This window comes from Nonomuraea sp. NPDC049624 (genome assembly GCF_040675255.1).
Classification (GTDB): domain Bacteria; phylum Actinomycetota; class Actinomycetes; order Streptosporangiales; family Streptosporangiaceae; genus Nonomuraea.
Genome location: NZ_JBFAOR010000007.1, coordinates 285,987 through 307,666, shown reverse-complemented (window position 1 = coordinate 307,666; position 21,680 = coordinate 285,987). Strand labels below are relative to the sequence as shown.

At 72.5% G+C, this 21,680-nt stretch carries 20 protein-coding genes; 14 read left to right on the top strand and 6 right to left on the bottom strand.

Features of this window, described 5'->3' with window-relative positions:
- Positions 1 to 67: 67 nt before the first annotated feature.
- Together AB0J76_RS29320 and AB0J76_RS29315 are read right to left on the bottom strand one after the other, a co-directional pair.
- Positions 68 to 700 (bottom strand): MOSC domain-containing protein, encoded by a 633-nt coding sequence (locus tag AB0J76_RS29320; RefSeq protein WP_352324073.1) that lies wholly within the window; start codon positions 698 to 700, stop codon positions 68 to 70.
- A gap of 87 nt (positions 701 to 787) precedes the next feature.
- Entirely contained in the window at positions 788 to 1,129 is a 342-nt protein-coding gene (locus AB0J76_RS29315) for a hypothetical protein (protein ID WP_352324072.1), read from the bottom strand.
- 250 nt (positions 1,130 to 1,379) lie between these two features.
- Here AB0J76_RS29315 and ccmA point away from each other — a divergent pair, with 250 nt between their 5' ends.
- Positions 1,380 to 2,003: a heme ABC exporter ATP-binding protein CcmA gene (ccmA, locus tag AB0J76_RS29310; RefSeq protein WP_352324071.1), complete on the top strand. Its 624-nt coding sequence runs from the start codon at positions 1,380 to 1,382 to the stop codon at positions 2,001 to 2,003.
- 55 nt (positions 2,004 to 2,058) lie between these two features.
- The gene (locus tag AB0J76_RS29305) at positions 2,059 to 3,603 is read left to right on the top strand and encodes a DUF6297 family protein (protein WP_352324070.1); all 1,545 of its coding nucleotides are present in this window, start codon (positions 2,059 to 2,061) and stop codon (positions 3,601 to 3,603) included.
- A gap of 84 nt (positions 3,604 to 3,687) precedes the next feature.
- On the opposite strand, the gene AB0J76_RS29300 is transcribed toward AB0J76_RS29305, so the two are convergent.
- Positions 3,688 to 4,170 (bottom strand): GNAT family N-acetyltransferase, encoded by a 483-nt coding sequence (locus AB0J76_RS29300; protein ID WP_352324069.1) that lies wholly within the window; start codon positions 4,168 to 4,170, stop codon positions 3,688 to 3,690.
- Positions 4,171 to 4,246: 76 nt separating this feature from the next.
- Here AB0J76_RS29300 and AB0J76_RS29295 point away from each other — a divergent pair, with 76 nt between their 5' ends.
- On the top strand, positions 4,247 to 4,540 hold the full coding sequence (locus AB0J76_RS29295) for a hypothetical protein (RefSeq protein WP_352324068.1): 294 nt from the start codon (positions 4,247 to 4,249) through the stop codon (positions 4,538 to 4,540).
- Positions 4,537 to 4,953, top strand: a complete 417-nt coding sequence (locus AB0J76_RS29290) for an acyl-CoA thioesterase (RefSeq protein WP_352324067.1) — start codon at positions 4,537 to 4,539, stop codon at positions 4,951 to 4,953. The genes AB0J76_RS29295 and AB0J76_RS29290 overlap by 4 nt, the downstream gene beginning before the upstream one ends.
- 3 nt (positions 4,954 to 4,956) lie before the next feature.
- Here AB0J76_RS29290 and lepA read toward each other — a convergent pair whose 3' ends face one another.
- Positions 4,957 to 6,792: a translation elongation factor 4 gene (gene lepA, locus AB0J76_RS29285; protein WP_352324066.1), complete on the bottom strand. Its 1,836-nt coding sequence runs from the start codon at positions 6,790 to 6,792 to the stop codon at positions 4,957 to 4,959.
- 55 nt (positions 6,793 to 6,847) lie between these two features.
- On the opposite strand from lepA, the gene AB0J76_RS29280 reads away from it, so the two are divergent.
- The 6 genes from AB0J76_RS29280 to AB0J76_RS29255 all read left to right on the top strand — a co-directional run bounded on the left by AB0J76_RS29280 (position 6,848) and on the right by AB0J76_RS29255 (position 15,699).
- Complete coding sequence (locus AB0J76_RS29280) at positions 6,848 to 7,837, top strand: hypothetical protein (RefSeq protein WP_352324065.1); 990 nt, start codon at positions 6,848 to 6,850, stop codon at positions 7,835 to 7,837.
- 131 nt (positions 7,838 to 7,968) lie between these two features.
- A complete protein-coding gene (gene rpsT / locus AB0J76_RS29275) occupies positions 7,969 to 8,238 on the top strand; it encodes a 30S ribosomal protein S20 (RefSeq protein WP_106235424.1) in 270 nt (89 codons plus the stop codon).
- 205 nt (positions 8,239 to 8,443) lie between these two features.
- Complete coding sequence (locus tag AB0J76_RS29270; RefSeq protein ID WP_352324064.1) at positions 8,444 to 11,503, top strand: ABC transporter permease; 3,060 nt, start codon at positions 8,444 to 8,446, stop codon at positions 11,501 to 11,503.
- The gene (locus AB0J76_RS29265) at positions 11,500 to 14,091 is read left to right on the top strand and encodes an FtsX-like permease family protein (RefSeq protein ID WP_352324063.1); all 2,592 of its coding nucleotides are present in this window, start codon (positions 11,500 to 11,502) and stop codon (positions 14,089 to 14,091) included. The genes AB0J76_RS29270 and AB0J76_RS29265 overlap by 4 nt, the downstream gene beginning before the upstream one ends.
- Positions 14,088 to 15,017, top strand: coding sequence for an ABC transporter ATP-binding protein (locus AB0J76_RS29260; protein ID WP_364391079.1), 930 nt, complete (start codon positions 14,088 to 14,090; stop codon positions 15,015 to 15,017). The genes AB0J76_RS29265 and AB0J76_RS29260 overlap by 4 nt, the downstream gene beginning before the upstream one ends.
- The gene (locus tag AB0J76_RS29255) at positions 15,007 to 15,699 is read left to right on the top strand and encodes an ABC transporter ATP-binding protein (protein WP_352322788.1); all 693 of its coding nucleotides are present in this window, start codon (positions 15,007 to 15,009) and stop codon (positions 15,697 to 15,699) included. The genes AB0J76_RS29260 and AB0J76_RS29255 overlap by 11 nt, the downstream gene beginning before the upstream one ends.
- On the opposite strand, the gene AB0J76_RS29250 is transcribed toward AB0J76_RS29255, so the two are convergent.
- The gene (locus tag AB0J76_RS29250; protein ID WP_352322787.1) at positions 15,692 to 16,996 is read right to left on the bottom strand and encodes an MFS transporter; all 1,305 of its coding nucleotides are present in this window, start codon (positions 16,994 to 16,996) and stop codon (positions 15,692 to 15,694) included. The genes AB0J76_RS29255 and AB0J76_RS29250 overlap by 8 nt on opposite strands.
- Before the next feature lie 68 nt (positions 16,997 to 17,064).
- On the opposite strand from AB0J76_RS29250, the gene AB0J76_RS29245 reads away from it, so the two are divergent.
- Positions 17,065 to 17,562, top strand: coding sequence for a MarR family transcriptional regulator (locus AB0J76_RS29245; RefSeq protein WP_352322786.1), 498 nt, complete (start codon positions 17,065 to 17,067; stop codon positions 17,560 to 17,562).
- 33 nt (positions 17,563 to 17,595) lie between these two features.
- On the top strand, positions 17,596 to 18,762 hold the full coding sequence (locus tag AB0J76_RS29240; RefSeq protein ID WP_352322785.1) for an epoxide hydrolase family protein: 1,167 nt from the start codon (positions 17,596 to 17,598) through the stop codon (positions 18,760 to 18,762).
- 30 nt (positions 18,763 to 18,792) lie between these two features.
- On the opposite strand, the gene holA is transcribed toward AB0J76_RS29240, so the two are convergent.
- Entirely contained in the window at positions 18,793 to 19,764 is a 972-nt protein-coding gene (holA, locus tag AB0J76_RS29235) for a DNA polymerase III subunit delta (RefSeq protein WP_352322784.1), read from the bottom strand.
- Positions 19,765 to 19,968: 204 nt separating this feature from the next.
- Here holA and AB0J76_RS29230 point away from each other — a divergent pair, with 204 nt between their 5' ends.
- Together AB0J76_RS29230 and AB0J76_RS29225 are read left to right on the top strand one after the other, a co-directional pair.
- On the top strand, positions 19,969 to 20,733 hold the full coding sequence (locus tag AB0J76_RS29230; RefSeq protein ID WP_352322783.1) for an aldo/keto reductase: 765 nt from the start codon (positions 19,969 to 19,971) through the stop codon (positions 20,731 to 20,733).
- A 41-nt stretch (positions 20,734 to 20,774) separates the two neighbouring features.
- Positions 20,775 to 21,680 (top strand): LLM class flavin-dependent oxidoreductase, encoded by a 906-nt coding sequence (locus tag AB0J76_RS29225; RefSeq protein WP_352322782.1) that lies wholly within the window; start codon positions 20,775 to 20,777, stop codon positions 21,678 to 21,680.

Here is a 21,680-nt window from a genome sequence, read left to right as displayed (position 1 = left end):
GCGCCCGGCCGGGTGCGCGGTCTCCGCCCGTCTGGAGAGCCGCCCATCCGTGCCGGGTGCGCGGTCCCTAGCCGTCCGCCCGGCCCGCCCGTGCGGCCAGTTCGTCCCATTCCGGGGCGTGGCCGGGGACCGCGAGCACCCGGGCCAGCGCGTCGGCGTCGCCGTGGCGGGCGCGGAAGGCGTCCGCCACCGTCATGCCGGTCTCCGGACGCGAGACGATCTCCACCTCGTCGCCCGCGCCCAGCTCGCCCGGCTCGACCACGGCCAGGTAGGCCCCCGGCCGCGCGGCCCTCGCGAAGCGCTTGAGCCAGCCCGGCTCGTCCATCCAGTTGCGGAACACCACGCAGGGGATGCGCGGGCCGGTGACCTCCAGCAGGACGCTGCCGACGCGCCACCGCTCGCCCACGAGGGCGCCGTTGACGTCGAGACCGGCGGTGGTCAGGTTCTCCCCGAACCGGCCGTCGCGCAGGTCGCGGCCGAGCTCGCCCTGCCACCAGTCGTAGTCCTCGCGGGCGTAGGCGTAGACGGCGTGGGTGGGGGCGCCGTGGTTGGGCGTGTCGGCCCGCTCGTCGCCGGCCAGGCCGTTGCGCAGCACCGCCACCCGGTGGGGCACGGCCCGCTTGTCGATCGCCGTACGGCCGAGCTTGCCGGCCCATTCCGCGTCGAACGACCGCCCGACGTTGACGGAGAGGATGCGCATGCCGCGACGGTAGCGGACAGACGGGCACAGAGCGCACCGATTCTTCCGCCCTTCTCGGCCTATCTACGGAGAACAACGGACATGTGCCTATTCGGCCTGTTCGTCGAGCCGTCGCCCGCGCCTGTCGCCGGGCTCCGGCGGCACCCGGGCGAGCTGGGAGTCGGCGTCGAACTCGGCCAGTTGTAACAGGGTCTCCAGGGCCGCCTGCCTGGTCTCCTCGACCGAGCCGCCGCGTTCGCCGAAACACTCGGCCGCGACGTCGAGCAGCGCCGCCACCACCGCCGCGTCGGGATAGGGCACGTCGACCACCACCCTGCCGTCGCCGCCCACCTCGGCGGGTCTCAGGTGAAGCCGCAGCAGCCGCCGGGTCTCCTCCGCCACGGCCACCCCCAGCACAGCGGCACGCTCGAATCGCTCAGAAGCAATCACGTCACCCTCCAGTAGCACTGGTGTTCGGGAACAGCAAAGGTAGCGACCGGCACCGACAGAATCGGCTCTTACGCCCAGGGAAGGTGGGACAAGCGCGCGGGAAGCCGTGGGAAACCCGCGGGAAACCGTGGGAGACCCGCGGGAAACCGTGGGAGACCCGCGGGAAGGCTGCGGGAAGGCTGCGGGAAGCCGTGGGAAGGCCCCGGCGACCGGTCGCGCGGGCGGCTGGCGGGGTGGCTACGCTCGAACGGTGAGCGGTTTGATCATCGAAGTCGCCGACCTGTCCGTCGAGCTCGGGGGCAATCCGGTGCTCCGGGGCCTCGACCTGGCCGTCGAGCCGGGTGAGGTCGTGGCGGTCGTCGGGCCCAACGGATCGGGCAAGTCCACGTTGCTGCGCTGCCTGGCCGGCCTCCAGCCCGCCACCTCGGGCGAGGTCCGCGTGTTCGGCGCCGAGCCCGCCGACGACGCGCCCTTCTGGCGCCGGGTGGCGCTGCTCGGCGACGAGCCCGCCTGGTACCCGGGGCTGACGGCGCGCGAGCACCTGGAGCTCATGGGCGCCGTCTACGCCGAGGCGCGCATGACGGTGGACTCGGCGCTGGAGGAGTTCGCGCTGACCGAACGGGCCGACGCGCCGCCGCTCAACCTGTCCACCGGCCAGCGCCAGCGCCTCTGCCTGGCCGCCACGCTGCTCAGGCCGAGCACGCTGCTGCTGCTCGACGAGCCGGAACGCGGCCTCGACGCGGCCTTCCGCGTCCGGCTCGGGGAACTCCTGGAGGAGTACGCCGACGAGGGCGGCACCGTGGTGATGGCCACCCACGACCAGGCCCTGGCCGACGCCGCCCGCCGGGTCTCCCCCGCCGGGGTGCCCGCATGAGGGGCCACGACGCCGTCGTCCGCGATAGCGGCCCGACGGCGAAGGCGGCGGGACGGTGAGCCCGGGCGAGGTGAGCCCGGGCGAGGTGAGCGCGGGCGAGGTGAGCGCGGGCGAGGTGAGCGTGCGGTCGGTGCGGGCCTTCGTCCGGGCGCGCGGGCGGGCCCAGGCCGGGCTGGTCGATCGGTACGTCAGCCTGTTCGGGCTGTGCATGCTGCTCGCCGTGGTCGGGCAGCCGCTGTCCTCGGTGGTCTCCGGCCTGGGCGGGACGGTCGAGCCGGGGCGGACGGGCGCGGGGGTCGCGCTGGTGCTGCTGGGGTTCGCGGGCTGCCTGGCGCTGGCGCGGGCGGCCGGGCCGGTGATGGTGCCCGCCGCGGAGGCGTCCTGGTTGCTGACCTCGCCGCTGGACCGGCGGCGGCTGCTCGGGCGTTCCGGGCGGGTGCTCATGGTCGTCGCGCTCGTGGCGGGGCTGCTGCTCGGGCTCGGGCTGCTGGCGGCGCTCGGCGCGCCCGGCGCGCTGGTGTGGCGGCTGCTGGCCGCGCTGGCGGTGGCCACGGCGGCGAGCGTGGCGGGCATGGCGCTGGCGATGCTCGCCCAGTCCTCGCCCACCTGGAACCTGTGGCTGACCGGCGTGCTGGTCGCGCTCCTGGTGCTGGCCGTGGTCGCCGTCAGCGGCCAGGCCCGGACGGCGCTCGCGGCCGCCGCGAACGCGCCCCTGCCCGCGCTGGCCGCCACGGCGTCGGCCATGGCCGCGCTGGCCGCCGTGCTGGCCCGCCGGGCGTGGGGGTCGCTGGCCGCCATCCCCACCCGGCGGCTGCTGACCGCCTCCACCCGGGCCGGGCATGTCACCGACGCCGCCGTCACCCTTGATCCCGGCGCGCTGACCTGGATCGCCGAGGACAACCACTGGCGGGCCAGGAAGCTCGTCTCACGGCCGTGGCCGGGGCTGCCCGCGCCGCTCGCGCTGGCCTGGCAGGACTGGGTGCGGCTCGGCCGCCGTCCCTGGCGGCTGGCGGCCACGGCGGCGAGCGCGGCGTTGCCCGCCGTGTTCGCCCAGGCGGGCGCCGCTCCGGCGGCTCTCGGGCTGGTCGTGCTCGGCGGCGCGCTGGCGGTGGCGGCGTCCGGCACGTCCGGGGCGCGCCGGGACGCCGACAACCCCGCCCTCGCCCGGCTGACCGGCGTGGGCGCGCGTCCGGCGCTGGCGGCTCGGGCGCTGCTGCCCGGCCTGCTGGGCGGCGTCTGGGCGGGCCTGGCTCTGGCCGGCGTCGCGGCGGTGGGCGGCCTTCCGTCCGGCACGTGGATGTTCGGGCTGCTCACCGCGCCTGCGCTGGCGGCCGGCGCGTTGCGGATGGCCAGGAGGGGGCCGGTCGACCATTCGATGCCGGTCATCGACACCCCTGGCGGCGCCGTCCCGACCGGTCCGCTGTTGTGGGCGGCCACGGGCGCCGACCTGGCGCTGCTCGGCTGCCTGCCCGCGGTGGTCGCGCTGGCCGGCGGGCCGGCCGCGACGGGCGGGTTCCTGGCGGCCCAGGCGGTGGCGGGCCTGGTGGCGCTGGCGGGCGTCCTGATGCGGCCCCGTCCGGGCCGGCGTCCCCGCCCCTGAGCGCCCAGCCGACGACTCAGGCGACGACTCAGCCGACACGGCTCAGGCGACGGCTCAGAGCGGTCAGGGCACGGCTCTGGGCGGTCAGGCGACGTAGAGGTCGCTGGGCACGCCGCCGTACGGGATCGTGCGCTCCCTGTGCAGGCCCGCCTTCTCCGCCACCCGGCGGGACGGCTCGTTGCCGTCCCCGATCAGGGCCACCACGGGGCCCAGGTCGCGCCCGACGCGCAGGGCCGCCCTGGCGAGCTCGACCGCGTACCCGTGGCCCCAGGCGGTGGGGCGGAATCGGTAGTACAGGTGGAGCACGTCCTCGCCGTCCAGGGCCGCGTGCCGCAGGCCGCCGACGCCCAGCACCTGCGGGCCGTCCGTCAGCCGGGCGGCCCAGTAGCCGATCCCCCGTTCCTCCCAGTCGGCCAGCCACAGGTCGAGCATGACCCGGCTGGCCTCCAGGTCGACGGTGGGCCCGGCGGAGCTGTAGACGTTCGTCCGCGGGTCGGAGTGGATCTCGTGCACGGCTTCGAGGTCCTCCGGGCGGATCCGGGACAGGACCATTCGTTCCGTACGCACCACTTCCACCTTTTCAGGGTATCCGCTGCCATCGCTAAGCTATCGGTAGCAATCGAACAGCGATGAGGGGACGCCGATGGACATCGCCCGCGTGCAGGCCTCGCTGCGTCTGATGGCGCGCGGCCTGGAGGAGCTGGCCGCCGCGCTCGGCGACGAGGAACTGAGCGAGGCCGAGCGCACGGCCCGCGTCATCGCGGAGTGGGGCCGCCGCGGTCTCACCCAGAAGGAGGCGTCGGCGCTGTTCCAGCGGCACGGCTTCGCCCCCCAGACCACGGGCGGCTGGGCCCGCGGCGACTGGGTGGAGCTCGGCGACGACGGCCTGCGCTACCTCACCGCCAAATCGCACGCCTGGCTGGAGGAACGATCATGACCTTCTCGGTCCGCATCGCCGTACGCGGCTACGAGCTCGACACCCAGGGCCACCTCAACAACGTGGTCTACCACCAGTACGGCGACCACGCCCGCTGGGAGTGCCTGCGCGCGGCCGGCATCTCGATCGACGACCTGCGGGAGGCCGGCGTCGGCCCGGTGACGCTGGAGAGCACCATCCGCTTCCACCGCGAGCTGCGCGCCGGCGACGAGGTGGAGGTGAGCTGCGCGTTCGAGTGGGGCGCGGGGAAGACGTTCCGGATCAGGCAGGAGTTCAGAGGCGCGGACGGCGAGCCGGCCGCCGAGCTGACCGGCGTCGGCGGGCTGATGGACCTGCGGGCCCGCCGCCTGCTCCCCGACCCGGGCCGGCACTGGCGGGCGCTCGCGCGAACGCCCGCCGTGCTGGGCCTGTAGCGGCTACTTCTTGCTCTTGTCGGCGGCGGCGGCGGAGTCGGTGGACAGCGCGGCGACGAAGGCCTCCTGGGGCACCTCGACGCGGCCGACCATCTTCATCCGCTTCTTGCCTTCCTTCTGCTTCTCCAGCAGCTTGCGCTTACGGGAGATGTCACCGCCGTAGCACTTGGCCAGGACGTCCTTGCGGATGGCCCGGATGTTCTCGCGAGCGATGACCCGGGCGCCGATGGCGGCCTGGATCGGCACCTCGAACTGCTGCCGCGGGATCAGCTCGCGCAGCTTCTTGGCCATGTCGACGCCGTAGGAGTAGGCCTTGTCCTTGTGGACGATCGCGCTGAAGGCGTCGACGGCCTCGCCCTGCAGCAGGATGTCGACCTTGACCAGCTCGGCCTCCTGCTCGCCGGCCGGCTCGTAGTCGAGCGAGGCGTAGCCGCGGGTGCGCGACTTGAGCTGGTCGAAGAAGTCGAAGATGATCTCGCCGAGCGGCAGCGTGTAGCGGATCTCGACGCGGTCCTCCGACAGGTAGTCCATGCCGAGGAGCTGGCCGCGCCGCCCCTGGCAGATCTCCATGATCGCGCCGATGAACTCGGCCGGCGCCAGGATCGTGGACTTGGTGACCGGCTCGAAGACCTGCGCGATCTTGCCGCCCGTCGGGAACTCGGACGGGTTGGTGACCGTGAGCTCCTTGCCGTCCTCCATGACCACGCGGTAGACGACGTTGGGCGCGGTGGAGATCAGCGACAGGCCGAACTCGCGCTCCAGGCGCTCGCGCACGATCTCCATGTGCAGCAGGCCGAGGAAGCCGACGCGGAAGCCGAAGCCGAGCGCCGCCGAGGTCTCCGGCTCGTAGATCAGCGCGGCGTCGTTGAGCTGGAGCTTGTCGAGCGCCTCGCGCAGCTCGGGGTACTCGTCGCCGTCGATCGGGTAGAGCCCGGAGAACACCATCGGCTTGGGGTGCTCGTAGCCGGCCAGCATCTCCTTGGCGGGCTTGGCCGAGGAGGTGACGGTGTCACCCACGCGCGACTGGCGCACGTCCTTCACGCCGGTGATCAGGTAGCCCACCTCGCCGACGCCGAGGCCGCGCTCGGCGGGCTTGGGCTCGGGCGAGATGACGCCGATCTCCAGCGTCTCGTGGGTGGCGTTGGTGGACATCATGAGGATGCGCTCGCGCTTGCTCAGATGGCCGTCGATGACCCTGACGTACGTCACGACGCCGCGGTAGGTGTCGTAGACGGAGTCGAAGATCAGCGCCCGCGCGGCGGCGTCGGCCTGGCCCACGGGCGCCGGGACGGTCGCCACCACGTGGTCGAGCAGCTCGCGCACGCCCACGCCGGTCTTGCCCGACACCTTGAGCACGTCGGAGGGGTCGCAGCCGATCAGGCCGGCCAGCTCCTCGGCGAACTTCTCCGGCTGGGCCGCGGGCAGGTCGATCTTGTTGAGCACCGGGATGATGTGCAGGTCGGCGTTCATGGCCAGGTAGAGGTTGGCCAGGGTCTGCGCCTCGATGCCCTGCGCGGCGTCGACCAGCAGGATCGCGCCCTCGCACGCCTGCAGCGACCGGGACACCTCGTAGGTGAAGTCGACGTGCCCAGGGGTGTCGATCATGTTGAGGACGTGGCCGTCCCAGGGCAGCCGCACGGCCTGCGACTTGATCGTGATGCCGCGTTCGCGCTCGATGTCCATCCGGTCGAGGTACTGGGCGCGCATGGAGCGGTCGTCGACCACGCCGGTGATCTGCAGCATCCGGTCGGCAAGGGTCGATTTGCCATGGTCGATGTGCGCGATGATGCAGAAGTTGCGGATCAACGCGGGGTCGGTCTGGCCAGGCTGAGTGCGCACCGAAGTCCGTTTCGACAGGGTTGAGGTCAAGCGTCTTTCATGGTGACATGCCCAGATGATGATCCGGACCGTCGTCCGCCGCGGCCTGCGCCTGATCGCGCTGGCCTTGGCCGTCGTGGTGGCGCTGGCCGGCCTGCTCGCCGTCGCGCTCCGCCTCCAGTTTACCGGTGCCCCGGCGGCCTGGGCGAAGAGCACCGGCAACGACGCCCTCTGGCTCGGCCACGCCTGGGTCGACGGCCGCCGTACGGAGCGGGACGTGGAGCGGCTCGCCGTCCGCCTGCGCACCACCGGCATCAAGGACGTGTACGTCCATTCCGGCCCGTTCGAGTGGGACGGCCGCCTGGACCCCGCCAAGCATCCCAAGGCCGCAGATCTCGTGACCTGGATGCATCGGCACCTGCCCGGCGTCCGCGTCTCCGCCTGGCTGGGCCAGTCCGTCAAGAACGGCCTCGACCTCGACGACGCCCGCTCCCGCGCGAACGTCCTGGCCGGCGTGGCCGCCGTCATGAAGGCGGGCTACGACGGCGTCCACTACAACTTCGAGCCGATCGGCGACGGCGACACGGAGTTCCTCGACCTGCTGGAGCGGACGAGGACGTACACGAAGCTGCTGTCCACCTCGACCCCGCAGATCGAGCCCTATCCCCTCATGCGCCCGGTGGGCAGGCTCGTGCTCGGCCACGACAAATACTGGTCGCAGGGCTACTTCCAGGAGGTCGTGAACCGGGTGGACCAGGTCGCGATCATGACGTACGACTCGGGCGCGCCCGCCCAGTCCCTCTACGGCGGGTACGTGGCCAGGCAGGCCGCGCTCGCCCTCGACCTGGTCCCGGACGGCAAGTCCCTGTTCGTCGGCGCCCCCGCCTACCACGACCACGGCCTGCCCTGGCTGGACGCCGCCGAGAGCGTGGCGATGGCCGCCGAGGGCGCCCGGCTGGCCCTGTCCGAACACGGCCGCCGCGAACGCTTCGGCCTGGCCCTGTACGTCGACTTCGCCGCCACCGAAGAGGACTGGAAGGAGTACATGACCCGCTGGCTGGCCTAAACTGAGAACACCCGGGGCGTTGATTTGAGCAGCCACCTGGGTTATTGGTACCCTGTTCACTTGCGTGTGGCGCGCCCTCTCATCGAGCCCGCGCGCCCCATCCATCCTTAGACTTTCACCGAGGCTTCTTCGTGGCGAACATCAAGTCCCAGATCAAGCGCAACAAGCAGAACGAGAAGGCGCGTCTGCGCAACAAGGCGGTCAAGTCCTCTCTGAAGACGGCCGTCCGCAAGTTCCGCGAGGCCGCCGAGCAGGGCGACGTCGAGCAGGCCGCGGCGCTGCAGCGCGTCGCCGCCCGCCAGCTCGACAAGGCCGTCAGCAAGGGCGTCATCCACAAGAACCAGGCCGCCAACCGCAAGTCGGCGATCGCCAAGCAGGCTGCCGCGCTGGCCGCCAAGTAAGCTCCTGCCGCCCGGCGACCCGGGCGAGCGCTGACGCCGCACTCCTTCATGGGGTGCGGCGTTCTTGGTTTTGTGCGCTTTTTGTCACAGTTTCGATATCACATCGGCATCGCCGCCGCGTATCGGCTGAGCATCCCTTGACAAGATCACTTGCCTCTCGTCCGCCCTCTCCATGAGGGTTCACTAAACGGACGAAGGGGGACACATGCGGGGGCCGTTGGTCGTCAAACGGGCGTTCAGCGAGCCGTTGCTCCTCCTGGCCGCGTTCGGCTCGATCCTGCTGGCCACCACCACGCTGGTGGCGCTCACCATGTACGCCTCCTCCATCGCCGACGCCGGCGTGCGCAGGACGATGGAGACCGCCTCCCTGCGCCAGACGTCCGCGACGATCAGCGCGCCGGTCACCGGCAAGACCTTCCCCGTCTACGACCGGGCGGTCCGCGCCGAGCTGGCCAAGGCGTACACCAAGGCGCCGGCGCTCACCACGAGCTTCCGCTCCGACTCCTACGCCATGCCCGGCCAGGAGAAGCAGGAGCGGCCCGAACTGCTCAGGTTCGGCAGCTACGACGGCCTCGACCAGCACGCCAAGCTCGTCTCCGGCGCCTGGCCCAAGGCCGCCGACGGCCGCGTGGAGGCGGCGGTCTCGCTCTCGGCGGCCTCGGCGGCCGGGTTCAAGGTCGGCCAGGAGCTGACCACCGTGGGGCGGCTGTCGCCGGAGCCCGTCCAGGTGCGCATCACCGGCGTGTTCCAGCTCGACGACCCCTTCGGCGAGCGCTGGACCGGGGAGACACTGCTCAGCAGAGGCGTCGAACGCGGCGACTTCACCACGTACGGGCCGCTGATGGTCTCCCGTGAGACGTTCATCGGCCGCTTCGCCACCAACGTGAACGCCACCTGGACCGCCGAGCCCGACCTGCGCTCGCTGACGCCGGCCCAGCTGCGCCCGCTGGCCGCGGCGGTCGGCGAGGTCGGCGCGCACCTGAAGGCCGGCGACTGCCCGAGCTGCGTGACCACCAGCCGCCTGCCCGAGATGCTCACCCAGCTCGACACCGCCTCGCTGGTGGCCCGCTCGACCATGCTGATCCCGGTGTTGCAGCTGCTGCTGCTGGCGGCGTACGCGCTGATGCTCACCGCGCGGCTGCTGGCCGACCACCGGCGCATGGAGGTGGCGCTGCTGCGCTCGCGCGGCGCGGGCACGATGCGGCTGACCGCGCTGGCCGGGGGCGAGGCGATGCTGGTCGCGCTCCCGTGCGCGATCGTCGCGCCGCTGCTCGGGCCGCCGCTGCTCGGGCTGGTGAGCCGGCTGCCCTGGATCAGGGCGTCGGGCGTGCGGCTCGACCCGTCGGTCGGCCTGGGCACGTTCCTCGTGTCGGTGGCCGTGGCGCTGGCCTCGGCGGTGCTGCTGGTGCTGCCCGCGCTGGCGGGCGCGCGGCGCACGTACGTGGAGGAGCAGTCGGCGCGCGGGCGCGGCGGCGGGCGCGGGCTGATCCAGCGCGCGGGCGCCGACGTCGCGCTGCTGGTCGTGGCCGGCCTCGCGATCTGGCAGCTCCAGCACTACGGCGCGCCGGTCACCACGACCGCGGGCGGCGGGCTCGGCATCGACCCGCTGATCATCTCCGGTCCCGCGCTGGCCCTGCTCACCGGCGGCATGCTCGGCCTGCGGCTGGTCCCGCGCATCTCCGCGGTGGCCGAGCGCATCACCTCCAGGCGCCCGTCCCTCGCCCCGGCGCTCGGCGCGTGGCAGGTCAGCAGGCGCCCGCTCAAGTACGCCGGTCCCGCGCTGCTGCTCACCATGGCCATCGCCATCGGCATCGTGTCCATGGCCACCGCCGCCACGTGGCGTGGTTCCCAGCTCGACCAGGCCCGCCACCAGGCCGGGGCCGACCTGCGCCTGTCCGGCCCGCCGGACGCCCCGGAGCTCGGCCCGCTGGGCCGCGGCACGGCGTTCACCGCCCTGCCCGGCGTGACCGCCGCCTCGCCGGTCTTCCGCGGCCAGACCGAGGTCAGCAGCGAGAACGCCATCCTCATCGGGATCGACGCGGCCAAGCTCGGCACGCTGTTCCAGCTCCGCCCCGACCTGGCCGACCGGCCCGTCGCGGAGATCTCCCGGGCGCTGACCGGGCCGCAGGCGGGCAAACTGGACCTGCCGGGACAGCCGGCCGCGCTCACCCTGCGCGCCACGACCGACGACGACCTGCCGGTGCGGCTGGTCCTGTCCGACGCGCTCGGGGTGTGGCGCGACGTGTCACTGGGCGTGCTGAAGAAGGGCGAGAACAGCATCGACGTGGACCTCGCGGCGCTGGCGGGGCGGAGCGGGAAGATCACGTACCCGCTGTCGTTGCGCGGGCTGGTCGTGAGCGCGCCGGCCTCCGGCAGCGGGAGTCTGACGGTGACCGGGATCAGCGCCGACGGGCGGCCGGTGACCGCGCCCGCCGTGTCGGTGAAGGCGGCCGGGCGGCAGCCCGCGACGGCCGTCTTCGGGTCGCCGCCCGTCCAGGGGCCGCTGCCCGTGGTGCTCACCGCCGGCCTGGCGGAGTCGCTCAAGCTGGGCGTCGGCCAGGTGGGACGGGCCAGCATCGACCGCAGGGTGATGGACGTCAAGGTCGTGGCCGTCGTGGAGACGATGCCGACGACGACCGCCGGGCAACACGCCGTACTGGCCGACTGGGGGACGATGCAGGCGCAGGATCTGGCGGCGGCACAACTGCCCAGGCCCGCCACCGAATGGTGGCTCGCCACCCCCGACGGCCGGGCGGCGGCGGCGCTCAGCAGCCGTCCCGCCTGGGACGTCACCGCGATCGACCAGCGCGCCCTGGCCGCCAAGATGCAGGACGACCCGCTGGCCAGCGGCCTGCAGGGCGCGCTGATGCTGGGCTTCATCGCGGCGCTGGTGTTCGCGGCGCTCGGCTTCCTGGTCAACGCGGCGGTCGCGGCCCGCGAGCGGATGAACGAGTTCGCGATCCTGCGGGCGCTCGGCGTGAGCTCCCGGCAGGTGTTCGGGATGCTGGCGATCGAGCAGACGTTCGTGATCGCGCTGTCACTGGCGGCCGGGACCGGGCTGGCCGTGGTCGTGGGCATGCTCGTGGTGCCGCACATCGTGCTGACCGGGCAGGCGTCGGCGGTCACCCCCGGCGTGGTGCTCGACATCCCGTGGGGCGCCACGGGCGCCATGCTCGCCGGGGTGGCCGCCGTGCTGCTCGCCATCGTCGCCGGACTGGCGCGCAACCTGCGCAGGCAGGGTCTCGGCATTCGGGAGGAACAGTGAGGATCCCGCTGCTGGCCCGTACGCACCTGGGCGCGGTGGCCGTGCTCTTCGTGCTGACGCTGAGCGCCTGCCTGCTCGTCGCGGGGCTGCCCAGGGCGATGCAGGCGTCGTTCGACCAGGCGCTGCGCCAGGCGCTCAGGTCCGCGTCCGCCGAGCAGGCCGACCTGACCGTGACCGTCGGGTCGATGTCGAAGGAAGAGGACCTGCACGAGCGCGACCAGTTCGAGTCCAGGGACCGGCGCTGGCGCCAGCTCCTGCCCCCGGAGCTGCGGTCGCTGGTGGTGCCCGCCGGCACGGGCGACAGCCACATGAGCGCCAAGACCGAGGTCACCCCGATCCACGGCTCGGGCGGCACCATGTTCATGAACCTCGGCTGGCTGTCCGACGCCGACCGGCGGGTGGACTGGGTCCAGGGGCAGGCCCCGGGCAAGCCCTCGACCATGCGCTTCGAGGGCGAGACGATCCCGCTGATCGAGGTGGGCCTGACCGAGTCCGCGCTGACCGCGATGGACCTGAAGATCGGCCAGGTCAAGGTGCTCGGCGAGAGCCACTACGTGGCGGTGAAGCTGGTCGGCGCGTTCAGGGCCAAGAAGGCCGACGACCGTTACTGGAGCCACAACAGCGACATCCTGACCGTCACCAGGATGTTGCCGCCGGGCAAGCTGGAGTTCGAGAAGCACATCACGACGATCATGTCCGACGACGGGCTCACCGCGCTCAGCGGCGACGGGCGCAACCTGTCCTACTACTGGGTGCTGCCCATCGCCCCGGACAAGGCCGACGCGCTGGCCGCGACCGACCTCCAGGCGGCCCTCAGCGACTTCGAGCGGGTCATCGGGTTGCAGGCGTCGGGCTCGTACAGCCCGTACCGGGTGCTGACCGCGCTGTCCAAGCTGCTGACGGACTTCCTGGCCGGCCAGGCCACCGCGCAGACCGTGATGTACCTGATGCTCGGCGGGCTGCTGCTGGTCGCGGTCGGGGTGATCGTGCTGGCGGTGCAGCTGCTCTCCGGCCGGCTGGACCACACGCTGGCGCTGACGCGGGCGCGTGGCGGGTCGCTGGCGCAGGTGGCGGGCACCGGCGCGGCGCTGACCGCGCTCGCCGTCGTGCCCGCCGGGCTCGCCGGGTACGGGCTGTCCTGGTTCGTCCCCGGGCCCGTGTTGCCGATCGTGCACGTCGGGCCGCTGCTGGTGATGCTGGCCGCCGTCGGGTACACCGCCGCCGGGCTGGCGGTCACCCACCGGGTGCCGCTGCACGAGCAGCGTGCGGACGTCAGCACCGCCCGCCCGTCCGCCCGCCGGCTCACGCTGGAGGTGCTGGTGGTGGTGCTCGCGCTGGTCGGGGCGTACCTGCTGCGCACCCGCGGGCTGACGGCCTCGGCCGGGTTCGACCCGTTCCTGCTGGTGGTGCCGATCGCGCTGACGCTCGCCGCCGCGGTGATCATCCTGCGCTGCTACCCGTACCCGCTGCGGCTGCTCGTCCGGCTGACCGCGCGGCGGCCCGGAGCCGTGCCGTTCCTGGGGCTGACCAGGGCGGCCAGGGCGCGCTCCGCGTCGGTGCTGCCGGTGCTGATCCTGCTGCCCGCGCTCGGCGTGTCGGTGTTCGCCGCGGTGATCTCCGACGGGCTGGTGAGCACGCAGCGGCTGGCGTCCTGGCAGCAGGTGGGCGCACCGGTCAAGATCACGTCCCGGGTCGAGATCCCGGCCGACGCGATCGAGCGGGTGCGCAAGGTCGCCGGCGTCGAGCAGGTCGTGCTCGCGCAGACCGGCCGGGTCCAGGTCGGGTACGGCGCCGAGCGCGCCGAGGCCATCGCCGTGAGCCTGCCCGAGTGGCGGCGGCTGCTGGCGGGGGCGCCGATCGGCGTGCCCACCGGGAGCGGCGCCTTCGTCTCGCCCGACCTCAAGGGGCGGGGCACGTACGAGATCGGCTGGCAGTCGCGGCTCAAGGTCCCCGAGGGCGGTCTGATCACCTCCGTGCCCGGCTTCTACAGCCAGGGCAAGTTCATGATCCTGCCGATGGACTCGCTCGTGCGGCCAGCCGTGAACACCGTGCTCATCCGCGGCAACCCCGCGCTCGACGAGCTGCGCCGGCTGGTCCCGCTCAGCACCGTGGAGTCCCAGGCGCTGGCCCTGGCCGCCATCCAGGACGACCCGCTGACCAGCACCGTGCGCACCACGCTGGTCGTGGTCACGGTGGCGCTGGCCGCGTACGCGCTGGTCGCCGTCATCCTCTCGCTGGTGATCGGCGCGGCCGACCGGGCCAGGGCGCTGTCGTTCCTGCGCACGCTGGGGCTGTCGGACCGGCAGGCGCAGCGGCTCACCGTCCTGGAGATCATGCCGATGATCCTGCTGACCGCCCTGGCCGGCCTGCTGCTCGGCCTCGGGCTGCCCGCGGCGCTCGGGCCGGGCGTCGACCTGTCCTCCTACGCCGGCGACCTGCCCGTCGGCGACTATTCCCTAGACCTGATCACGCCGACCGCGCTGGCGGCCGGGCTGGCCGTCGTGGCCGTGCTCGGCGCGTACACGCACACCGCCATCAGCCGCCGTCGCAGCATCGGCGCCGTCCTTCGAGTGGGGGACCTCACATGAACCCGACCCTGTCAGAGCTGGAAGCCAAGGCCACGCGGGAGAAGACCGCGTTCGGCGCCGACGCGCACATCGTCTGCGACAACCTCGTGCGCATCTACAAGACCGAGGGCGTCGAGGTCGTCGCCCTGCAGGGCCTCGACCTGGTGATCGACAAGGGCGAGCTGGTGGCCATCGTCGGCGCGTCCGGGTCGGGCAAGTCCACGCTGCTCAACGTGCTGTCGGGGCTCGACGTGCCGACCGCCGGGGTGGCCAGGGTCGCGGGCACCGACCTGCTGGCGATGACCGCCAAGGACCGGCTGCGCTACCGGCGGTCCGTGGTGGGCTTCATCTGGCAGCAGACCGCGCGCAACCTGCTGCCGTACCTGACCGCCAGGGAGAACGTCGAGCTGCCCATGAAGCTGGCCGGCGGCGGCCGGGCGCGCCGCGCCCGCGCCGGCGAGCTGCTGGAGCTCCTCGGCGTCGGCTACTGCGCCGACCGCCGCACGCCCGAGATGTCGGGCGGCGAGCAGCAGCGGGTCGCCATCGCCGTCGCCCTGGCCAACGAGCCGCAGCTCATCCTGGCCGACGAGCCCACCGGCGAGCTGGACAGCGAGACGTCCGAGCAGGTCTTCGACTCCCTGCGCAAGGCGAACCGGGAGCTCGGCGTGACCGTGGTCATCGTGACCCACGACCCGCTGGTGTCGGAGCAGGTGGACCGCACCGTGGGCATCCGCGACGGACGTACCAGCAGCGAGACGCTGCGGCGCGAGGGCGCCGAGGGGCAGATCGTCGCCGAGGAGTACGCCGTGCTGGACCGGGTGGGCCGCCTGCAGCTCCCCCGCGACTTCATGAACGCCCTGCACATGGAACGCCGGGTGCGCCTCGAACTCGAATCCGACCACATCGGCGTCTGGCCCGCCCGAGAGGAGCCCTCCCATGAGCAATGAGCCCCTGGTCGTGGTGGAGGGGGTCCGCAAGGTCTACCGGAGCGGGCCCAAGGAGGTCGTCGCGCTGCGCGAGGTGTCCTTCGAGGTGTTCCCCGGCGAGCTGGTGGCGGTCCGCGGACGTTCGGGGTCGGGCAAGACCACGCTGCTCAACCAGATCGGCGGCCTGGACCGGCCGGACGCCGGACGGGTCGTCGTGGCCGGGCACGAGGTCACGTCCATGTCCGAGGACGCCCTGCTGGCGCTGCGCCGGGACGTGGTGGGCTTCGTGTTCCAGTCGTTCGGCCTGATCCCCGTGCTGTCGGCGGCCGAGAACGTGGGGGTGCCGATGCGGCTGGCCCGCGTGCCGTCCGCCGAGCGGGAGGAGCGGGTGCGGCTGCTGCTGGCGCTGGTGGGGCTGGACAAGCACATGAACCAGCGGCCGTACGAGCTGTCGGGCGGGCAGCGGCAGCGGGTGGCGATCGCCCGCTCCCTGGGCAACCGGCCCAGGCTGCTGGTGGCCGACGAGCCGACGGGACAGCTCGACTCGCAGACCGGGCGGCAGATCATGGAGCTGCTGCGCGCGCTGGTGCGCAGCGAGGGGGTGACGGCGCTGGTCGCCACGCACGACCCCAGCCTGATCACGCTGGCGGACCGGGTGCTGGAGATCAGCGACGGCGTCGTCCGCGAACCGTCCCTCACCTGACCCGCCCCTCCTCCGCCCTCTCCGCCCGCTCACCGGCGGGCGGAGGGGTCGCGGGCCTGGGCGAGCGCGCCACGGCGGCGAGGTTGGCGACGGCGACCACCATCCCACCGGTGACCATCAGCACCCCCATCCCGGTCAGGCCCGCCAGCGGCGCCGCGACGGCCAGCCCCACCGGCCGCGCCGCGAACGAGATGAGCTGGTCGAACGAACGCACCCGCCCCAAGGCCCCCTCCGGGATCTCCTCGGCCACCACCGTCTCCCACAACGGGCTGAGCACCCCGAGCCCCACCATGGCCACGAAGTACGCCACCGCGACCACCACGGCCGACAGCCCGAACCCCACGGCCACCGGCAACGCCACCATCGGCAGCAGATAGAGCGCGGCCCCCGCCTGAACGGCGACCAGCGGCCTGCGCACCGGCAACCGCGGCGCGACCAGCACCCCCGCCAGCAGCCCCACCGTGCCGCTCTGCACGATGATCATCCAGCCGGTCTCGCCGCCCAGCCGCTGCACGGCCGCCACCGGCCCCAGGGTGAGGAACAACCCGGCCATGAAGTGCCACACGCCGTGGGACAGCACACAGGCCAGGAACCACGGCCGCCTCCTGACCTCCCCGAACCCCTCGACCAGTTCCCGCCCGAACCCGGCCCCCCACCGCCGTCCGGCCGCCCCGCCGGAGACCGCCTTCGGCTCCCCCGCGACCTGCTCGCGCCCCACAGCCCCGGCAGCCGTGCGGACCCCGCCGAGAGTCAGCGCCGAGCAGGCGAACAACGTCGCCGTGACCCCCGCGGCCCACCCGGGCCCGGCGGCCAGCGTGAGCGTCCCCGCGAGCGCCGGCCCCAGGACCGCCGACAGGCTGGTCACCACCCCGATCCGGGCGTTCACCCGCAACCGCTCCGGCCCCGGCACCACCGCCACCACCAGCCGCGGCACGGCAGGGCTGCCGAACGCGATCGCCGCCCCCGAGACCGCCGACAACACGGCGAGGTCGGGAACCCGATCCACCCCCGCCAGCAGCTCGACGGCCATGAGCCCCTGCGCCAGGCATCGCGTGAGATCGGCGAGCAGCACGACCCGTCCGGGCCTGACGCGGTCGGCCAGCACGCCGCCGACCGGCAGCAACAACAACAACGGCACCATCTCGCAGGCCAGCACCAGCCCGAGCGCCTCCCCCGACCCCGTGGCGCGCAGCACGGCCAGGGTCAGCGTGGTCGGGATCATGGCCGTGGCCAGCGCGGACATGCAGCGTCCGGCCAGCAGCCGGTTCCTGGGCGCGGCGATCGATGAGAACGACATGACGCAGAAGGTATTTCGTCAGCGAATGTTTCGTCAACAAATTACTTGGTGGCGTATGATCCCGTCCTGTGGAGGACTCCGTCGATCGTCATCTGGCCCGCTGGCGCGGCAAGGCGCCCTTCGACGAGCGGACGGAGGGCATCGTCACCCGCATGCAGGCGCTGGTGAAACACCTTGGCCACGCCAAGGCGGCCGCGCTGGCCCAGACCGGCGTCCAGGACTTCGAGTTCCAGACGCTCCACAGGCTCGCCGCCCACAACGGCACGGCCACCCCGACCGAGCTGGCCGCCGAGCTGCTGCTCTCCCCCGCCGGCATGACCGGCCGCCTCGACACGCTGGAGAAGGCCGGTCTGGTACGCCGCGTGCGCAGCGTCGAAGACCGCCGCCGGGTGGACGTCGAGCTCACCCCCAAGGGTCACGACCGCTGGATGGACGCCATGGCCGTCCTGGCCGTGCTGGAGACGGCCATGGTGAACGCCCTCTCCCCCGCCGACCAGGACACCCTGGACAACCTGCTCAAACAGCTTCTGCTCTACGTGGAGACGAACTCCGATCAATTGCATTGAGGCCGGCAGGCGTCCGGTGATACCCATGCTGGGATGGACACTTCCGACATCGGAGACCACATGGCCGTGACGCCGTTCCGCATAGACGTTCCCGACGACGTACTCGACGACCTGCGCTCCCGTCTCCGCAACACCAGATTCACCCGCTCGCTGGACCCCCGCCCCTGGGAGGGCGGCACCGACCCGGCCTACCTGCGGGAACTGGTGGCGTACTGGGCCGACGGGTTCGACTTCCGCGCCCAGCAAGCCCGCCTCAACGAGCTGGACCACTGCACGGCCCCCGTCCAGGGACGAGACCTCCACTTCGTCCGGATCCCCGGCACCGGCCGCGCGCCGCTGCCCGTCCTGCTCTGCCACGGCTGGCCGAGCAGCTTCCTGGAGATGCTGCCCCTGGCAGCACGCCTGGCCGACCCCGTCCGGTACGGCGGCGACCCCGGCGACTCCTTCGACGTCGTGATCCCGTCGATGCCCGGCTTCCTCTACTCCGACCTGCCGGACGAGCCCCTCACCCGGGCCGCGATGGCCCGCACGCTGCACCTGCTCATGACCGAGGTCCTCGGCCACGAACGTTACGGGGCCTTCGGCGGCGACATCGGCGGCGCGGCCGTCGGCTGGCTCGGCGCCCTCTATCCGGACCAGGTGACCGGAATCCACCTCATCCACCCGCCCGCCCCCGCGTCCCTGGACGTCCCGCCCCTGACCCCCGAGGAACAGGCCTTCCTGGACGCCGAGGCGGCCTACGACGAGCGCGACGGCGGTTACAGCGAGATCATGCTCACCCGGCCGGACACGATCGCCGCCGCCCTGCTCGACTCACCGGCCGGTCTGGCCGCGTGGATCGTGGACAAGCTGCGTGCCTGGAGCGACTGCCACGGCGACCTGGAGTCCCGGTTCGACCGCGACACCCTGCTCACCATGCTGACCCTCTACTGGACCACCGGCTCGATCGGCACCTCGTTCAAGTCGTACTACGACTGGCCGAGCAACCCTCCCCGGCCGCCCATCACCGTGCCGTCCGCCGTGACCCTCAGCCACGAGCCCTCCGTGGCCGGCTTCCCCCGCAGCCTCGCCGAACGCGCCCTGACCGACCTGCGCCACTGGAACACCCCGGCCCGAGGCGGCCACTTCATGGCCCTGGAAGAACCAGCCCTGCTGGCGACCGACATCACCGCGTTCTTCCGCCCCCTGCGCCTCCCCTGAGAAGCGCGACCGCCGCTGCGCGGGTGTGCGCTACCGGCCCGTACGGCTGGCGACGATCACCTGCACGGCATGCTCCAGGGCGTACGCGGCGTCTGCCCCGCCCCCCTTGACCTGCTCGTCGGCAGTGGCCACCGCCTGGATCGCCCGGGACAACCCCTCCGGCCCCCAGCCGTTCAGCTGGCGCTTGACCCGGTCGACCTTCCAGGGCGGCATGCCCACATGGGCGGCGAGCTGCCCCCCGCGCAGGTTGCGCGGGGCGCTCCCGACCTTGGCCAGCGACCTCAGCCCACCGGCCAGCGCACTCACCAGCAGCACCGGCGCGACACCGGTGCCCAGAGCCCAGCGCAACTGCTCCAGGGCCTCGGCCAGGCGCCCCTCGATCGCCGAGTCGGCCACGTTGAAGCCGGTGACCTCGGCCCGCCCCTTGTGGTAGCGCGCCACAGCCGCCGCGCTGATCGTCTTGTCCTCGGTGTCGAACGCGAGCTGGCTGCACGCCGCCGCCAGCTCCCGCAGGTCGTTGCCCACCGCGTCGAGCAGCGCCTGGGCCGCGTCGCCCGCGATGTTCCGCCCGGCGCGCTTGACCTCGCCCTTGATGAACTCCAGCCGCTCGCCGGCCTTGGTGACCTTGTTGATCGTCACCACCTTGGCCCCGGCCTTCTTCACCCCGTCGACCAGCGCCTTCCCCTTCACCCCACCCGGGTGCGCCAGCACGAGAACCGTGTCGTCGGAGGGCTGTTTCGTGTAGGACACCACCTCGGTGATGACGTCCTTCGGCAGGTCCTGCGCCGAGCGGATGACGACCACCGAACGGTCGCCGAAGAGCGAGGGCGAGGTCAGGTGGGTCAGCTCGCCGGTGGCGACCTTTCCGCCGACGAGGTCATGCACCTCGGCCCCCGGATCGCCGGCCCGCGCCGCCGCGACGACAGCACCCACCGCCCGCTCGGCAAGCAGCTCCTCGTCGCCGAGGACCAGGGTGACCAGTGCTGGATCGGTTCCCGCCATGTCAGGCAGCATGCCATGCGGCACCGACAACCTGGTACTCGGCCATTGCAGTTCGCGATACGAACGACTATAGTTCGGGGCACGAACTGGTTTTGGTTGGAGTCACGATGGTGTTGATCATTGGGGGTCGCGGCCACCCCGCGGCGTCGGCCGCCGAGGGCCTGGTCGGCAACCGCTTCGCCGAGCAGCCGCCGGTGGTCTGAGATGGAATACGTCCAGCTCGGCCGAAGCGGCCTGTCGGTGTCCCGGCTGGCCCTGGGCACGATGAACTTCGGGACGGAGACGTCCGAACCAGACAGCCACGCGATCATGGATCGCGCCCACGAGCACGGCATCAACTTCTTCGACACCGCCGACGTCTACGCCGACGGCCGCACCGAGCAGATCATCGGCCGCTGGTTCGCCCAAGGGGACGGCCGGCGCGACAGGACCGTCCTGGCCACCAAGCTCTACCTCCCGACCGGGCGGTGGCCCAACGAGAGCCGCCTGTCCGCGCTGCACATCAGACGCGCGTGCGACGCCTCACTCAGGCGGCTGGGCACCGACCACATCGACCTGTACCAGATGCACCACATCGACAGGAAAACGCCGTGGGAGGAGATCTGGGAGGCGTTCGGCGTCCTGCGGCAACAGGGCAAGGTGCTCTACTTCGACTCGTCCAACTTCGCCGGCTGGCACCTCGCGCGGGCCCAGGAGGCGGCACGGGCGCGACACGCGCTCGGGCTGGTCGCCGAGCAGTCGATCTACAACCTGATGAACCGCTGGGCGGAGCTGGAGGTGCTGCCCGCGGCGCGGCACTACGGGGTGACCGCGCCGATCGTCGGGCCCCGTACGGCCGGGCAACTCGACGGCTCGCTCCACGCCGCGGCGATCACCCTCGACGCAGGGACCCTGGCCAGGCTGGAGGAGTTGTTCCCGCCGCCCGGCCCCCACGGCCCCAAACCCGCACCAGAGGCGTACGCCTGGTGACCTCTCCTTCTTTCTCCGTCTGAAGCATGAAAGGCAATACTGTGTCTGCATCTGATGTGGTGTTCGGTTTCGGCGCGCATTCCGGTTTCGAGGACCTGCCCGAGCTGTTGCGCATGGTTCAGCAGGCCGACCGGGACGAGCTCGATCTCTTCTCGCTGTCCGACCATCCCTATCTCGGCGAACGCCTGGACGCCTACGCCACGATCGGCTTCCTGCTGGGCGGCACGCGGCACATCGCCGGTCTCGCCAATGTCACCAACCTGCCGACCAGGCCCGCCCCCATGCTGGCCAGGACGGTGACGTCGTTGTCGGCGCTGTCGAACGGCCGCGTCGTGCTCGGCATGGGCGCGGGCGGCCTGTGGGACCGCATCACCGACATGGGCGTGCCCCGGCAGACCCCCGGCGACGCCGTGGACGCCTTCGAGGAGGCGATCGTCCTGATCCGGAAGCTGTCGGGCGGCGGCGCGCCGGTCACCCACGAGGGACGCCACTACCGGGTGCGCGCAATCGAGCCCGCCCCCGTGGCCGCGCCCCCGGTGTGGACCGGGTCGAACGGTCCCAAATCCCTGGCCGCCACGGGCAGGGTGGCCGACGGCTGGATCCCCGGCCACGCGGCCGACTGGCGCAGCGAGCGGTATCGCGCCTCGCGGCCCGTCATCAACGAGGCGGCCGCAGCGGTGGGCCGCGACCCGCGCGAGATCCGTACCATCTACAACTTCCCGGGCCGCATCACCGACCGTCCGCTGCCCGCCACCCGCGACCACGACGGACGCTGGATCGGCGGCTCCGTCGGGCAGTGGGTCGAGGAGCTGACCGAAGCGGTGCTGGAGCACGACGCCTCGGGCTTCGTCCTCTTCTCCCCCGGCCACGGCGCCCCCGACCTCACCACGCTGGCCCGCTGGGCCCAGGAGATCGTGCCGTCCGTCCGCGAGGCCATCGCGAAGTAG